Annotated in this window: 14 protein-coding genes; 7 read left to right on the top strand and 7 right to left on the bottom strand. The window is 68.1% G+C overall.

Going from position 1 to position 14,927, the window contains the following annotated elements:
* Nucleotide 1 precedes the first annotated feature (1 nt).
* A complete protein-coding gene (locus IB227_RS17020) occupies nt 2-2,089 on the bottom strand; it encodes a DUF802 domain-containing protein (RefSeq protein WP_192288359.1) in 2,088 nt (695 codons plus the stop codon).
* Nucleotides 2,090-2,099: 10 nt separating this feature from the next.
* Complete coding sequence (locus tag IB227_RS17015) at nt 2,100-2,774, bottom strand: DUF3348 domain-containing protein (RefSeq protein WP_192288358.1); 675 nt, start codon at nt 2,772-2,774, stop codon at nt 2,100-2,102.
* A gap of 187 nt (nt 2,775-2,961) precedes the next feature.
* Here IB227_RS17015 and IB227_RS17010 point away from each other — a divergent pair, with 187 nt between their 5' ends.
* The 4 genes from IB227_RS17010 to IB227_RS16995 all read left to right on the top strand — a co-directional run bounded on the left by IB227_RS17010 (nt 2,962) and on the right by IB227_RS16995 (nt 7,452).
* Nucleotides 2,962-5,181, top strand: a complete 2,220-nt coding sequence (locus IB227_RS17010; RefSeq protein WP_318639558.1) for a TonB-dependent siderophore receptor — start codon at nt 2,962-2,964, stop codon at nt 5,179-5,181.
* 99 nt (nt 5,182-5,280) lie between these two features.
* Nucleotides 5,281-5,568 (top strand): hypothetical protein, encoded by a 288-nt coding sequence (locus tag IB227_RS17005; protein ID WP_192288357.1) that lies wholly within the window; start codon nt 5,281-5,283, stop codon nt 5,566-5,568.
* Complete coding sequence (locus IB227_RS17000) at nt 5,565-5,867, top strand: hypothetical protein (protein WP_192288356.1); 303 nt, start codon at nt 5,565-5,567, stop codon at nt 5,865-5,867. The genes IB227_RS17005 and IB227_RS17000 overlap by 4 nt, the downstream gene beginning before the upstream one ends.
* 10 nt (nt 5,868-5,877) lie before the next feature.
* A complete protein-coding gene (locus IB227_RS16995) occupies nt 5,878-7,452 on the top strand; it encodes a PepSY-associated TM helix domain-containing protein (RefSeq protein WP_192288355.1) in 1,575 nt (524 codons plus the stop codon).
* A gap of 240 nt (nt 7,453-7,692) precedes the next feature.
* Here IB227_RS16995 and IB227_RS16990 read toward each other — a convergent pair whose 3' ends face one another.
* Entirely contained in the window at nt 7,693-7,965 is a 273-nt protein-coding gene (locus IB227_RS16990) for a metal/formaldehyde-sensitive transcriptional repressor (RefSeq protein WP_192288354.1), read from the bottom strand.
* A gap of 46 nt (nt 7,966-8,011) precedes the next feature.
* Here IB227_RS16990 and dmeF point away from each other — a divergent pair, with 46 nt between their 5' ends.
* On the top strand, nt 8,012-8,971 hold the full coding sequence (gene dmeF, locus IB227_RS16985; RefSeq protein ID WP_192288382.1) for a CDF family Co(II)/Ni(II) efflux transporter DmeF: 960 nt from the start codon (nt 8,012-8,014) through the stop codon (nt 8,969-8,971).
* A gap of 481 nt (nt 8,972-9,452) precedes the next feature.
* On the opposite strand, the gene IB227_RS16980 is transcribed toward dmeF, so the two are convergent.
* Nucleotides 9,453-10,088, bottom strand: coding sequence for a response regulator transcription factor (locus IB227_RS16980; protein WP_192288353.1), 636 nt, complete (start codon nt 10,086-10,088; stop codon nt 9,453-9,455).
* Nucleotides 10,085-11,191 (bottom strand): histidine kinase, encoded by a 1,107-nt coding sequence (locus tag IB227_RS16975; RefSeq protein WP_192288352.1) that lies wholly within the window; start codon nt 11,189-11,191, stop codon nt 10,085-10,087. The genes IB227_RS16980 and IB227_RS16975 overlap by 4 nt, the downstream gene beginning before the upstream one ends.
* 167 nt (nt 11,192-11,358) lie before the next feature.
* On the opposite strand from IB227_RS16975, the gene IB227_RS16970 reads away from it, so the two are divergent.
* Complete coding sequence (locus tag IB227_RS16970) at nt 11,359-12,093, top strand: hypothetical protein (RefSeq protein WP_192288351.1); 735 nt, start codon at nt 11,359-11,361, stop codon at nt 12,091-12,093.
* Nucleotides 12,094-12,138: 45 nt separating this feature from the next.
* On the opposite strand, the gene phhA is transcribed toward IB227_RS16970, so the two are convergent.
* Nucleotides 12,139-13,029, bottom strand: a complete 891-nt coding sequence (gene phhA / locus IB227_RS16965; protein ID WP_132862301.1) for a phenylalanine 4-monooxygenase — start codon at nt 13,027-13,029, stop codon at nt 12,139-12,141.
* 132 nt (nt 13,030-13,161) lie between these two features.
* On the opposite strand from phhA, the gene IB227_RS16960 reads away from it, so the two are divergent.
* Nucleotides 13,162-13,644, top strand: a complete 483-nt coding sequence (locus tag IB227_RS16960; RefSeq protein WP_192288350.1) for an Lrp/AsnC family transcriptional regulator — start codon at nt 13,162-13,164, stop codon at nt 13,642-13,644.
* Nucleotides 13,645-13,800: 156 nt separating this feature from the next.
* Here the strand turns inward: IB227_RS16960 and IB227_RS16955 are convergent, their stop codons facing one another.
* Nucleotides 13,801-14,838: a patatin-like phospholipase family protein gene (locus IB227_RS16955; RefSeq protein ID WP_192288381.1), complete on the bottom strand. Its 1,038-nt coding sequence runs from the start codon at nt 14,836-14,838 to the stop codon at nt 13,801-13,803.
* Between the last annotated feature and the right edge of the window lie 89 nt (nt 14,839-14,927).

The raw sequence follows: 14,927 nt of genomic DNA, 5'->3' as shown, positions 1-14,927 counted from the left end.
CTCAGGCCCCGCTGCCGTCGCGGGCTTCTGCCAGCTGTTGCAGCTCACCGATGATCTGCTTCTGCGAGAGCATGCTCAGGTCGATGACCTCGCGCGCCTGGGCGACGTAGTAGGCCAACTGTTCGTCGCTGCGTGCCAGCGACTTGTCCAGCGCGGTCTCGATCAGCTGCAGGCGCTGGCTGAGCGCCTCGCTGGACTGGCCGAACAACTGCACGGCGGTGCCGAACGCATCGCCCAGGCTGGCCATTTCCACCGCGCTGGTGGTGACCTGGGCCGCGGCGCCGTCCAGGCGGGTGGTCTGGTCTTCCAGCTGCGCGCTGAAGCGGCTGCCGACGCGCTCCAGCAGGTCGGCCGAGGTGCTGACCAGGGCATCGACGGCGCTGCGCTGTTCGGTGGAGGCGTGGTTGACCGCGTCGAGCAGGGTTTCCAGCGTGGACAGCAGGCGGCCGCGTTCCTCCAGCATCGCGGTGTCGCGGACCATGCTGTCGGACAGCTTCTGGCGCAGCTCGGCGACCACCTCGGCGGCCGCGCGCGGCGCTTCGGAAGCGGTCTGCACCAGCCGCGAGATCTCGGCCAGGGTGTCGCGCGCATGCGCCTGCGACTGCTCGCCCATGGCCTGCGCGGTCTGTGCCAGCGTGTCGCAGATCTGCTGCTGGCGGGCGGCGACCTGCGCGCCGTTGTGCGTCCAGCTCTGGTCCAGCCGTTCGACCATCGCCGACAGGGCCTGCGACCAGTTGCCCAGGCGTTGTTCATCGCGTGCGGCGAAGGCGGCCTGCAGTTCGTCGTGCGACTGGCGCAGCGCGTCGACCAGCGAACGGGCGTGGCCCTGGAAACTGTCCGAAGCGGCGAGCAGCGCCTGCTCGTTGCGCTGGGCCAGGGCATCGTGGGTGCCGTGCTGCAGGGTGAGTGCGGCGGTCCAGGCATCGGCGGTGCGCCGGGTGTTGTCTTCCATGCGAGTGGCGACGCCGTCGACCAGGGCGCTCGCGCGCTGGTCGAAGCCGGTGCTGAACTGCTGCAGGGCCTGCTGCAGTTCGCCGGTCAGCGCGGCGTTGGCGCGTTGCTGTTCGGCCAGTGCGGTCTTCCAGCTGTCGCTGGCGCCGGCGGCGGCCTCGCGGACCACGGTGTTGAGGCCGTCGAGCTGTTTCTGCACCGCATCGTCGATGGCCGCATGCAGGGCGTTGGAGCGTTCGGCCAGCCCCTGCATGGTGGCGTCGACCACCGGTTGCAGGGCCGTGCCCACCGCGTTGGCCTGGTGGCGGATGCCGTCCTGCATGGCGGCCTGCAGCGAGGCGGCCAGCTGCGAGTACGCGGCCTCGGTGCGCTCGTGGAACGCCTGCTGGTTGGCCTGCAGGCGTTCGTTGTTGCCGTGCTGCTGGTGTTCCAGGCTGCCCATCATCGCCTGCAGGCGATCGACCAGGGCCGGCATCAGCGCGTTCTGCTCCTGCAGCAGGCGGAAGGTTTCATTGCGCTGGAAGGCCGGCGAATGCACCTGCAGCTGGGCGGCGATGCCGGCATCCAGTTCCTGCACGGCCTGGGCGCGCTCACGGCGGAACAGCGCCGACAACAGGCCCAGCGCGGCCGAGCTGGCGACGCCGGCGATCGAGGTGCCGAAGGCGAAGCCCAGGCCCTTGACCGGAGCGGCCAGCGAGCTGCGGATGGCGTCCAGGTCGGTGGCGCTTTCCAGCGCCAGGCCGGTGCCGCGCAGCGTGGCCATCATGCCGAGCAGGGTGCCGAGCATGCCCAGCAGCACCAGCAGGCCGACCAGGTACGGGGTCAGGGCCGGGGCCGGCAGGCCGACGCGTTCGCCCTGCACGCGCAGGCGCACCGCGTTGCGCAGGCTGGGGGCCAGCCGCGACAGCCAGCCGTCCAGGTTGTCCGCGCCGTCGGCGATGGCCGGCAGTGCCTGCACCAGCGTGGTGGTGGCCTGGCGGTAGCGGAACAGCTCATACGCGCCGGCCAGGTAGCAGGCGGCGATGACCGCGGCGACCACCGCGGCCAGCGGGTGCGTGCCTGCATAGCCGACACCGATCCAGCACACGGCCAGCAGGCCCACGAGGAAGACGACGATTGCGACGAGGTTTCTGGACATAGGGAGCGGGTTACCGGGTGCGGAGCGCTGCAAGCAGGCCTTCGATGGGGTGGAAACGGACCTCCAGTTCCGCCAGCAGCGCGGTGCGCAGGTCCTGGAGGAAGAGGGCCGTGGTGGTGGCCGATGCCTGGGCATCGGCGCTGGCGGCGCTGTCATGCAGCCGCTGGTAGTGCAGGCCGAGCAGGGCCGGCACATGGGAAAGCAGGGTGTGTTCGCGCGGGCTGAGGGTGGCTTCCATCACTGCGTCGACCTCGGCCAGGCGGGCCTTGGCCGGGGACTGCCGGGCCAGCATGTCGCGCAGCCGGCCACGCAGGTTGCCGGTGGCGGTCTGCATGGCGCGCTGCTGGGCCTGGTAATGCTGCCGGTAGGGCGCGTACGGGTCGGGCTCGGCGGCATCGACGGGCGCGACCGGTGCGATCTCGGCATGGATGGCCTGGAGCAGACGGTCCCGCACGCGGGTGCAGTCGGCGTCGTGGTCCTGGTCGAAGGTGGCGCCGTCCGGTGCGGGTGCAGGCGGGTTGTCCAGGGCGCGGGACAGGGTGATGGCGCGGTTCCAGTCAAACCACGTGGCCAGCCGCGCCGACACGTCCGGCGCCGTAGGCGAGGTGGCATCGTCCTTGAAGCGGGCCAGCAGGCGAATGAACGCCGGGCCCAGCACGGGCGCCCGTTGGGAAGCTTTCGCCATGGGTCCTGACTAAAAAATCAGCATTTTACATGGCGGGCGTGACTTCGCCCGGTCAGTGGTATTCAGGCGGTTGGCGGTTGGATTGATCTGGATCATTGTTGAGAATGATTCTTGTTCGTACAATGTTGCTCCATCAGCCGCTGCCGCGCGCAGTCAGCCAATCCTCGCCCCACCGCAGGTTGATGCCGTGTCCCTCCCTCGTTTCCGTGCCGCCCGTCCGGCGCTGCTGTCCATGGCCGTCGCCATGGCCCTTTCCCCCTTCACCGCCCTTGCCGCCGGTCCCGAGCTGGCCGAGGCCGCGGACCCGGCGCGGACGCTCGATGCCGTCCACGTCAACGCCTACCGCACCACCTCGCATGCTTCCAGCGCGACCAAGACCGATACCGCGGTGGCCGAGACCGCGCAGTCGGTCTCGGTGATCGCCCGCGAGGAGCTGGACGCCCGTGGCGTGCAGAACCTCAACGAGGCCATGCGCTACGTGGCCGGCGTGACCCTGGAAAGCAGCGGCATCGACAACCGCGTCGATGACTTCCGCATCCGAGGCTTCGATGCCGGCAGCTGGTCCAACAATGTCACCGTTGACGGCATGCGCGCGCCGCAGGGCAGCCAATGGAACCGCACCATGGTCGACAGCTGGAACCTGGAGCGGGTGGAAGTGCTCAAGGGCCCGTCGGCGGTGATGTACGGGCAGGTGGCTCCGGGTGGCATGGTCAACCAGGTCAGCAAGACGCCGACGCCGGACCAGCAGCAGGTACTGCGCCTGGGCATCGACGGCAACGGCCAGTACAACACTGCCTTCGACGTGGGCACCGGCACCGGCGACAACCGCCACCTGCTGCGCCTGGTCGGCCTGTACCGCGATGGTGAGACGCAGATCGACCACACCGAACAGAAGCACTGGTTCCTGGCCCCGAGCTACACCTTTCAGATCGCCGAACGGACGCGCCTGACCCTGCTCGGCCTCTACCAGAAGGACGACGGCGGTTCGACCTACCAGTTCCTGCCGATGGACGGCACGCTGGTGGCCACGCCCTACGGCCACATGAAGAACACCACCTTCATCGGCGAGCCCGGCTGGAACACCTATGACCGCACCATCTGGACCGCCGGCTATCTGTTCGAGCACAGCTTCAACGGCAACTGGATGCTGAGCCAGAGCGCGCGCCATACCGATGTCCAATCCCTGTTCCGCACCGTGGTGACCAATGGTGGCCTCAACGCCGACGGGCGCACCCAGAAGCGGCGCGCCACCTGGGGCGAGGGCGACTCCAAGGGAGAAACCGTCGATACGCGCATCACCGGCAAGTTCAGCACCGGCGCGGCCGAGCACACGTTGCTGATCGGCGTGGACTGGCAGAAGGCCGACTGGACCGGCGCGCGTGGTGCGATGGTCAACCCGCGCGACATCGATATCTTCAACCCGGTCTATACCAACTACGTGCCGGTCACCACCAGCATCAGCTACTCCGGTGGCATCAACCGCCAGACCGGTGTGTACCTGCAGGACCAGGTTGCATTGGACAAGTGGCGGCTGACCTTTGGCGGCCGCTATGACTGGACCCGTGACGACACCTGGACCCGCAGCTACACCGTGGCCACCAATCGTTACGGTGCCCGTATCCGCACCCGCGGCGAGGAAGAAGCCTTCAGCGGCAACCTGGGCGTGCTGTACGTGGCCGACAACGGGCTGACCCCGTACCTCAGCTACGCCGAGTCGTTCCAGCCCTCGGGCAGCAACACCAACATGAGCTACACGCTGTCGGCGTTCGACCCGGTGACCGGCAAGCAGTGGGAAGCGGGCATCAAGTACCAGCCGGCGTCATTCGATGGCCTGTTGACGTTCTCGGCCTACGACCTGCGCCAGCAGAACATCCTCACCAACGATCCGGACCTCACGCACAACACCTGCGGCACCGCCGGCAACAGCCAGTGTCAGGTGCAGGATGGCGAAGGCCGCGTGCGCGGCATCGAACTGGAAGGCCGCATCACCCCGCTGGAAGGCTTCAGCGTGATCGGTGCCGCCAGCTGGATGGATTCGGAAGTCACCAAGAGCAACAACGGCTACATCGGCAAGCAGCTGGCGATGGTGCCGGACTGGACCGCCGCGTTGTGGGCTGACTACACGTTCCAGGCCGGTGGCCTGGAAGGGCTGAGCCTGGCCGCAGGCGTGCGCTACAACGGCGAAAGCTATGGCGACAGCGCCAACCTGTACCTGATTCCGGGCTACACGCTGTGGGATGCGGCCATCCGTTACGACGTCGGCCATCACGGCCGGGTGGGAACCCAGTTCGCACTCAACGTCAGCAACCTGGCCGACAAGCGTTTTGTCTCGACCTGCGGTGGCGTGTCTTCCTGCTACTACGGCACCGGCCGCACCGTCACCGCCACCGCGCGCTTCAGTTGGTAATGCGCCGTGCGTCCATCGGCTAACCCGATGGACGCTTTCATCGCCAGCCCTTGAGCCAGACCGAATGAAAACCATCCTCCAACCCGGCGAGGTCGCGCGATGAGCCTGCTGCTGGCGATCACCGCCACCGTCGTGGGTACCGCTGCGGCAATGCTGCTGTACGTCGCTTCGCCACAACAACAATTGCGCGCCGCAGGGCCGTGGCCAACGCGACATGCGTGGTGGCCTGGCAGCGTGCTTGCGGTCGTCTCGTTGCTGGCGATGTGGCAGTTGATGGCGCCGCTTGAAGCGATATCGGCGTGGTTGGTGCTGCTGACGCTGGTGTGGTCCATCGCACCATTTCTGGGCGCGTGGCGCGCCCGTGTGCGTGCGCGGAGGGCAGCATGAGCCAGGCGCGCGTGCGGCTGGAAAGCCGCCATTGGCTCGGCAAGACCTGTGCCGGCGTGGTGCTGGGCTTCGGCCTGGCGCTGGCGTTGTCCGGCCTGTTCGCCTGGCTGGGGCCGGACGGCATCGGCGCGGGCGGCGGCAAGAACCAGTTCAACATGTGGCTGATGGCACCGATCTGGGCGGCGGTGCTGTCCTTCGTCTATCTGTTCCGCGACAGCCTGCGCGCATGGTTGTGGTTGGGCGCGGCCAATGTGGCCGCATTCGGCTTGTTGTGGTTGACGCGTTGGGTGATGGCGTGAGGACGCAGGCATGAAGATCCGCAGCGACATCATCAAGGTCTACAAGGACGTCCATATCTGGATCGGCATCGTCTGCGGGCTGATGTTGTTCATCGCCTTCTATGCCGGCTCGGTCACCATGTTCGAGAAGCCGCTGGAGCGCTGGGCAACGCCGCCATCGACATTGGCCGCCGCACCGTCGCTGGAGCGCGCCGATGCGCTGGTCGAAGCGGTGCTGGCCGAGCATCCCAAGGCTGCGGCGCGTTACTTCATTTCGGTCAAACCCGGTGCCGACCAGCCGGCGCGCGTGTACTGGCAGGAACGCACCGGCGGCCGTCGTCAGTTCAAGGAATACGCCGCCAGTTTTGCCGCCGATGGCAGCCTGCAGGTGGAGCAGACGCGCAAGGCGCCGGTGGCGCAGCTGGTGGACACGCTTCACCAGCTTGTCGGGCTGCCGCTCCCGGATGCGGTGGCGCGGCCGATCATGGGCGCGGTGGCATTGGCCTATGCAGTGGCGTTGATCTCGGGCCTGATCGTGCTGCTGCCGACGCTGACCAAGGACGTGTTCGCGCTGCGCATCGGCAAGAACATCAAGCGCATGTGGCTGGACGCGCACAACGCGCTGGGCTTGTTCAGCCTGCCGTTCCACCTGGTGATCGCGCTGACCAGCGTGGTGTTCGCCTTCCATGACCCGTTCTACGGCGCGCAGGGCGCGGTGGTGTACCCGGACGGCATCGAGTGGAGTGAAGAACACGACGACGCGCCCACCGGTGCACGCGTGTTGCCGGCGGCCGAACTGCTGCGCCGGGTGGAAGTGCAGTTGCCCGGTTTCGACGTGCAGGGCTTCGGTTTCCAGCGCAAGGACGGGCATGTCGAGGCGACGGTAACCGGGCTGGACGTGCGCCACGGCACGCGTGCGCGGCTGTACGCCAGCACGCATCTGGACCCGTACAGCGGGCAGGTGGACCCGCATGATCTGCCCGGCCACATGTCCGGCTGGGATGAATCGGTCAATGCGTTCTTCATGCTGCATTTCGGCAGCTTCGGCGGTACCCCGGTTCGCTGGTTGTACGTGCTGATGGGCCTGGCCGGCGCGGCGCTGTTCTACACCGGCAACCTGCTGTGGGTGGAATCGCGGCGACGCAAGCGCAAGGGGCCGGAGATGCCCGCGCAGAAACTATCGGGCTGGGTGCTGGGCTGCCTGACGGTGGGCGTGTCATTGGGTTGCGTGGCCGGCATCTCCGCCAGCCTCGCCGCAACCAAATGGTTGCCCGCGTTGGTGGCGGATCTGAAGGCGTGGCACACCGGTATCTACTACGCGGTGTTCGTGGCCGCGATCGGTTGGGCGTTCCTGCGCGGCGCATCACGCGGTGCGGTGGAACTGCTGTGGGCCAGCGCGGTGTTCACGCTGGCCATACCGCTGTCGAGCCTGGCCGGCGTGTGGGGCATCGGCGGTGCATGGAGCCATGCCGGCAGCTGGCCGGTGGACGTGACTGCGCTGTTGTCGGTGCCGGTGCTGTTGTACATCGCCCGGCGCACGCGCCTGCGCTTGCAGCAGGGCCATACCGACAGCATCTGGGCGCAGACCAGCCACAATCCCGTGTAGAGCGCCGCCATGCTGCGCTGTGGTTGGGCCGGGACGGCGCCTGCCGAGCATGGCTCGGCACTACCGCCAGCACCCGGCAGCGCGAAAGGCGTGCGGATTTTCTGTCGGAGCGGCCTTGGCTGCGAAGCTGGTGATGCGTCGGCCAACGCCGACAAAGGGATCAATGCGGTTGCATGCTCCGCAGCAACCTGAAGCGCGACGTGTTTCGCGGCCAAGGCCGCACCTGCAGCGTGCCATTGCTCACCTGGCGTGGCGCTTGAGCAGGTCCAGCAGCACCTCGGCTTCGCTGGCGCGCTTGGCCGGGTCCTTCTCGGTGACGACATGGTCGTTCAGGTGACCGGCCATCACTTCCATCATCAGCCCGTGCATCGCGCCCTTGGCGGCGGCGATCTGCACCAGCACGGCGTCGCAGTCGTCGCCGGCTTCCAGCGCCTGTTCCAGCGCGGCCACCTGGCCGGCGATGCGGCGGACCCGGGCGAGCAGCTTCTTCCTGTCACGTTGGATATGTGCCATGGTCGGGATCGTATACCCTATGGGGGTATATGAGAAGGCCGCCATGATGAACCTTGAAACCCTTGCCCAGTCCCGCCAGCACAGCCACGCCTTCAGCGACGGCAACCCGATGGCGGAGAAGAACACGCGCCGGGCCATGGCCCTGACCGTCGTGATGATGGTGGTGGAGATCGCCGGTGGCTGGTGGTTCAACTCGATGGCGGTACTGGCCGACGGTTGGCACATGAGCTCGCATGCCTTGGCATTGGGGCTGGCCGCGTTCGCCTATGCCTGCGCGCGGCGGTACCGGGACGACCCGCGCTTCGCCTTCGGTACCTGGAAGATCGAGATCCTGGCCGGCTACACCAGCGCGATCCTGCTACTGGGCGTGGCCGGGATCATGGCGTTCGAGTCGATCGCGCGGATGTTCAAGCCCAGCCCCATCCACTACCAGCAGGCCATCGCGATCGCGGTGGTGGGCCTGGCGGTGAACCTGCTGTGCGCGTGGTGGCTGCGCGACCAGCACGCGCACCACCATCATGGCCACGGTCACGACCATCACCACGGTCACCATCACGGACACGACCATCACCACCACCATCATGATCTGAACCAGCGTTCGGCCTACCTGCACGTGCTGGCCGATGCGGCCACCTCGGTGCTGGCGATCATCGCCCTGCTGGGCGGGCTGTACTTCAACGCGTCCTGGCTGGACCCGCTGATGGGCATCGTCGGCGCGGCGCTGGTATCGGTCTGGGCCTGGGGACTGATCCGCCAGACCGGCCGCGTACTGCTGGATGCGGAGATGGATGCACCGGTAGTGGCCGAGATCCGCGAAGCGGTGGAGCAGGGCGACGTACCGGCGCGCATCAGCGACCTGCATGTCTGGCAGGTGGGTCGTGGGCGCTTTTCCTGCGCGATGGAAGTGGTGACCGCGCCGGGTGTCGGTGCGGACGTGTTCCACCGCGCGCTGTCGATCCATGAGGAGATCGTGCACGTGACGGTGGAAGTGCGCAGCGCCGGCTAGGTGCGGCGGCTGCTGTTGCTCTCTCCCTTTCTTTGCGGAGCAACGGTGGAGGGTTGGGGGGAGGGCGCGCGGTTGACGTGGTGATTGGGTCTGTCGTGAAAGGCACCCCTCCCCGGCCCTCCCCTGCTACGCAAGGGAGGGGGCGGTTCTGCGTGTGCGTGCAGGTTGCGGAGCTGGCGCTTTTGCTCCCTCCCTTTTGCGGAGCAAAGGGGAGGGTTGGGGAGGGGTTGCTGTTGGCGCGGTGATTGGGTGCGTCGTGAAAGGCATCCCTCCCCGGTGCTCCCCTGCTGCGCAAGGGAGGGGGCGGTTCTGCGTGGGAGCGCAGGTTGCGGAGCTGGCGCTTTTGCCCCCTCCCTTTTGCGGAGCAAAGGGGAGGGTTGGGGAGGGGTTGCTGTTGGCGCGGTGGTTGGGTGCGTCGTGAAAGGCATCCCTCCCCGGTGCTCCCCTGCTACGCAAGGGCGGGGGCGGTCAGGCGTGCGCCTCAGATGATCCGCAGCGTGATCGCTTTCAGCACTGCCCGCGTGCGGTCGCGGGTGTCCAGCTTGTCCAGGATGGTTGAGACGTAGTTCTTCACCGTGCCCTCGGCCAGGAACAGGCTGCCGGCGATCTCGCGGTTGCTGTAGCCGCCGGCCATCAACCGCAGTACCGCCACTTCCTTCTGGCTGAACAGCTCCTTCGGCGCGTCATCGGCGTGATAGCGGTAGCGCTGCCGCACCGGGTCGGTGCTGACCGGCTGCAGCAGGGTGGTGCCGGCGATGATGCGGTCGATGGCCTGGCGCAGATCCTCCGGCGCGGCGTCCTTGAGCAGGAAGCCCTGTGCGCCGGCGTCGGTGGCGCGCAGCAGCAGGTCGCTTTCATCGAAGGTGGTGAGGAACAGGCAGGGCGTGGCGTCGCCGCGCTCGCGCAGTGCCTGCAGTGCCTGGATGCCGTCCATGCCGGGCATGCGGATGTCCGAGACGATCAGCTGCACCGGTTGGTGCGGCAGTTGCTCCAGCAGGGCCTGGCCGCTGTCGGCCTCGAACACGATCTCCACGCCCTGCTGCTGCAGCAAGGCGCGCAGGCCGGCGCGGATCAGCGCCTGGTCGTCGACCAGGGCGATACGGGGGACGTTGCTCATGCCGGAAGCTCCACGTGGATGTGCAGCGCGCCGGTGGCGGTGCGTTGCAGTTCCAGCGTGCCGTGCTGCTCCGCCACGCGCTCGCGCATGCCGGTCAGTCCGTTGCCTTCGCGCAGTTGGCCGCGCAGCCTGCCATCGTCGTGCATGTCCAGCAGCAATCTCCCTTCGTGTTGGTGCAGTGTCACCTGCAGGACCTGTGCTTCGCCATGGCGGGCGCTGTTGGTCAACGCTTCCTGCACGCAGCGCAGCAGGGTTTCGGCCTTGGCGGTGGTGCTCACCTGCACCGCCTCGTCCATCGCCAGGTGCAGGCGGGGCCGCGGCAGCGGTGCGGCCAGCGCATGCAGCGCGGTGGCGATGTCGAGCTGGCCGCCGTCGCGCAGGGAATGCACCACCGCCCGGATGTCCCCCAGCAGTTCGGCCGAAAGCTGCTCGCACAGGGTCAGCTCGGCCGGCGCGTCGCTGCGCCCGGCCAGCGCGCGCAGCTGCAGGCGCAACGCAGTGAGCTTGTGGCCGGCCACATCGTGCAGTTCGCGCGAGAGCCGCAGCCGTTCGGCATCGCGCGAGCTTTCCGCGAGCAGGGCACGGGTGGCGAGCAGGTCGGCGTTGACCAGTGCCAGGCGGTCGCGTGCCTGCTCGGCGCTGTGCGCGTAGTGGGTGGTCAGCATGGCGAAGGCCTGGAAGCCGGCGAAGATCAGCACCACCGCGCCGGCATGCGCGTGCACGTCGCGCAGGACCAGGTACATGCCCACGTTCACCGCGGCGATGAGCAGCAGCGTGATGCGCAGCGGCCAGGTGGCGGCGATCTGCGCGGCCAGCATCACCAGCAGGGCCGGCGCCACGCCGCTGTAGTGGGCCAGCCGGATCAGCGCCAGCGCGCTCACCGCTTCAACCAGCAGCAACACCTTGCGCCGCCAGGTCCGGTGCGGCAGCGCGGTGGCGACCAGGAAGGCTGCAAGGAACACCGCCGCGCAGCCCCAGCGCCACGGCAGCTGCGCGGCCTCGCCGTAGCGCAGGGTGAAGGCCACCGCCAGCCAGGTGAGCAGGCCGGCGAGGTTGAGGGGGTGGAGGAGTCCGCGCCAGCGCGGCAGAGGGCCGATTTCCATGCCGGCATGCTGGTGGCGCGCAGCGCCGGCGGCAAGGGGGTGGATGCAGAAAGTGACTTCCGGCAGGGTCCGCGGGTGACCGCGGCGACTGCCCGTGCGCCGTCGCCTGCGCGAGCCTGTGCACCAGCCGTTGCATCCGGACGGCATTGCCTGGAGAGAACGCCGTCATGCCTGGATATTCGTTGATCGTCATGTTGCACGTGGTGGCCGGTGTGGTCGCGCTGGCCGGGTTCTGGGCCGCGGCGCTGATGAAGAAGGGCTCACCGCGCCACCGCCTGCTCGGCAAGGTGTACCTGGGGGCGATGGCCGCCATCGTGGTCACCGCGGTGCCGATCACCGTGCAGTTCGCCTTCTTCCGCCACCAGCCGTTGACTGCGCTGTTCCTGGCGTACCTGATCGCCATCACCGGCAATGCCAGCTGGCTGGCGTGGCGGGCGGTCACCGACAAGCGCGACTGGAAGCAGATGGTGGCGCGCGTGGGCTGGAAGCTGGCGTTGTGGCCGATGGTGCTGCTGGCAGGGGCGGTGCTGGTGGTGGGCGTGCAGCGCGGCCAGATGCTGTTCCTGGGCTTTTCGGTGATCGGCCTGTGGGCAGGCTGGCGCATGTGGAACTTCAGCCGCCGTGGCCCGGGGCGGCCGGACTGGGCGTTCCGCCAGCACTACCAGTCGATGCTGGGGGCGGGCATTGCCACCCATGTGGCGTTCCTGAGCATCGGCATGCGCCCGGTGTGGCAGTGGCTGCAATCGCACACGCGGGTGCCGCCGCTGCTGATCGAGCTGTTCCCGTGGGTGGCGCCGGTGCTGGTGGCCGTGCTCATCGGCTACGGCTTGAACCGCAAGTACGGCGGGCGCCGCGGAGCCCGGCCGACGCCGTCGCCGCGGATGCAATCGCCGGCGGAGTGAGTGCCGGCGGTCGCGGTCCCCGGGAGCGTGGAGGCGCTGCGTGGCTCAGACGTCGCCGTCGCTGGCCCAGCCTTCGCCGGTGCCGCGCTGGAACACGCGGTCGCCGTCCTGCACGTCACCGGCCGGGAAATGCTCCTGCGCGGCCAGCCGCGCGTAGATCGGGGTGAAGTCCGGGTCGGTGGCGGCCATCAGCTGCTCGAAGCCGTCGATGACGAAGTAGCTCTTCTGGAAGGTGTCGATGCGGTAGCGGGTGCGCATGATCCGCTCCAGGTCGAAGCCAATGCGGTTGGGCGCGGCCGACTCCAGCGAGTACAGCGATTCGCCCTTGGACGAGACGATGCCGGCGCCGTAGATGCGCAGCCCGTCGGCGGTGTTGATCAGGCCGAACTCCACCGTGTACCAGTACAGGCGGGTCAGGTTCTGCAGTGCCTCCGGGCCGATCGCATGCGCCTTGACCCCGCCACGGCCGTAGGCGGCCATGTAGTCGGCGAACACCGGGTTCATCAGCAGCGGCACGTGGCCGAACAGGTCGTGGAACAGGTCCGGCTCGGCGATGTAGTCGATCTGGTCCGGGCGGCGGATCCACCACGTCACCGGGAAGCGGCGGTTGGCCAGGTGGTCGAAGAAATCCAGTTCCGGCAGCAGGCCTTCCACGCCGACCAGGGTCCAGCCGGTGGCGGCCCCCAGCACTTCGTTGAGCTGGTCGAAGCGCGGGATCATGTGCTCGCTCATGCCCATCTCGTCCTGCGCGTCCAGGAACTCCTGGCAGGCACGGCCGACCAGCAGCTCGCGCTGGCGCTGGTACAGCGTGCTCCACGTGGCATGGTCGTCGGCGCTGTAGCTGTCCCACGGCTGCTCCACCACGGCGGTGGTATAGACCGGCACGTAACCCTTGTCGGTCTGCTGGTGTTCGACGCGGCGCGGGTTGGCTTCCATGGCGGCAGCTCCATAAGGGAATAGATAACCGCATGGTAGGAAGCCTGCCGCGCAACAGGTTTGCGAAATTGCGTCGTCAGCGGCTCCTGGCGCAATATTGTTGCGGCAATTCAATGTTGCGGAGCAACAAACATGGCTTCAGTCACGCTTGATCGCACGGATCTTCGGCTTCTGGCCGAAATACAGCAGCATGGGCGCGCCACCAATGCCGAGCTCGCAGCGCGGGTGAACCTGTCACCGTCCGCCTGCCTGCGGCGGGTGCAACGGCTGGAAGCGGAGGGTGTCATTGCCGGCTATGGCGCTCGCCTGGAGCCGCGCGCGATCGGGCTGGGCCTGCAGGCGTTCGTACGGGTGCAGCTGTCCAAGCATGGCCAGGCGGCCATCAATCATTTCGTGGAGGCAGTGCAGCTGTGGGATGAAGTGGTGGCCTGCCACGCGCTCACCGGCGACATGGACTACCTGCTGCACGTCTACGTGCGCGACCTGGACCACTTCTCGGCCTTCCTGCTGGACAAGCTGCTCGATGCGGCCGGCGTGGCCGACGTCAACTCCAGCTTCGTGCTGCGCACGGTCAAGGAGTTCCGCGCGCTGCCGCTGTCGCAGCTGGGGCGGTAATGAACGGATGTTGCAGCTTTGAAGCCCCTCTCCCGTGTGCGGGAGAGGGGTTGGGGTGAGGGCGCTTTCTGCGGTGATGTCATCCACTGCGCAGAACCGGAAGCGCCCCCTCCCAGCCTCCCCCTTGGCTACGCCAAAGGGCAGCGGCTTGAAGCATCAACGCGCCGGGGCGCTGCAGTCCTTGACCACGCCGCGCAGCTTCTCGATGCGCGAACGGCTGTCCTGGCAACGCTGGTGGGCTTCGGCCTGGGCGGCGGCGGTGCGGGCTTCGGCGGTGCGGATCGCCGTGGCCTGGGCCTGCTGCAGGCGGGCAACGCCGGCGCGGATCTGCGGCATCGCGGCCATCGCGGCCTTCTCGCCTTCCAGGATGGCGCGGCCACGCTGTTCGAAATCGGCCGCACCGATGTCCAGCACCGCCGGGCGGATCACCACGTCGGCGCGGCCCAGCTCCTGCTCGCCCAGGCGCTGGCCCATGATGGTGATGGACTGGTTGACCGCACCGAGCAGGCTGGTCGGGCGCTGGCCGTTGGCGCGGCTGGAGATGTCCACGGCGATGACGAACTCGGCGCCGAGCTGGCGCGCGGCATCCACCGGCACCGGGCTGACCACGCCGCCGTCGACGTAGGTCTTGCCGCCGATGGTGACCGGTTCGAACACGCCGGGGATGGAGCTGGAAGCACGCACCGCCTGGCCGACGTTGCCGCGCACGAACACCGCGCGGTCACCGGTCTCCAGCTGGGTGGCGACCGCCGCGAACGGCTTGCGCAGCTGTTCGGCGGGCTTGTTGCCGACCTGGGCGTTGACGTAGTCCTGCAGCTTCTGGCCCTGTACCAGGCCGCCGGAGAACAGGCGCACGTCGCGGATGCTGGCCTCGTCCAGGGCCACGGCCTTCTGCTGCATCTGGAAGGCATCCATGCCGCTGGCGTACAGCGCGCCGACCACGCTGCCGGCGCTGGTGCCGGACACCACCACCGGCTCGAAGCCGTTGGCTTCGAGCATCTTGATCACGCCGATGTGGGCGAAGCCCTTGGCCGCGCCGCCCCCCAGTGCCACGCCGATCTTCACCGGCTTGAGCGGGGTGCTCGGTCGCGCCGCCTGCGGCGGCGTCGGCTTGGTGTTTTCACCACCGCATGCGGCCAGCAGGCCGAACAGGGCAAGGGACAGCAGCAGGCGGGCGTTGCGCGGCGTCATGATGAACAGGGGGCGTTGAAAAGGGCGCCAGCATAGCGCTTTGCGCCGGGCAGGGACCGTGCCGGTGGCCGCGCCGTTTAGGCGGGGCTTCG

Origin of the sequence: Stenotrophomonas sp. STM01 (assembly GCF_014852135.1) — a bacterium.
Classification (GTDB): domain Bacteria; phylum Pseudomonadota; class Gammaproteobacteria; order Xanthomonadales; family Xanthomonadaceae; genus Stenotrophomonas; species Stenotrophomonas capsici.
Note: the sequence above shows the minus strand (reverse complement) of the source record. Positions and strands in the feature narration are given on the sequence as shown.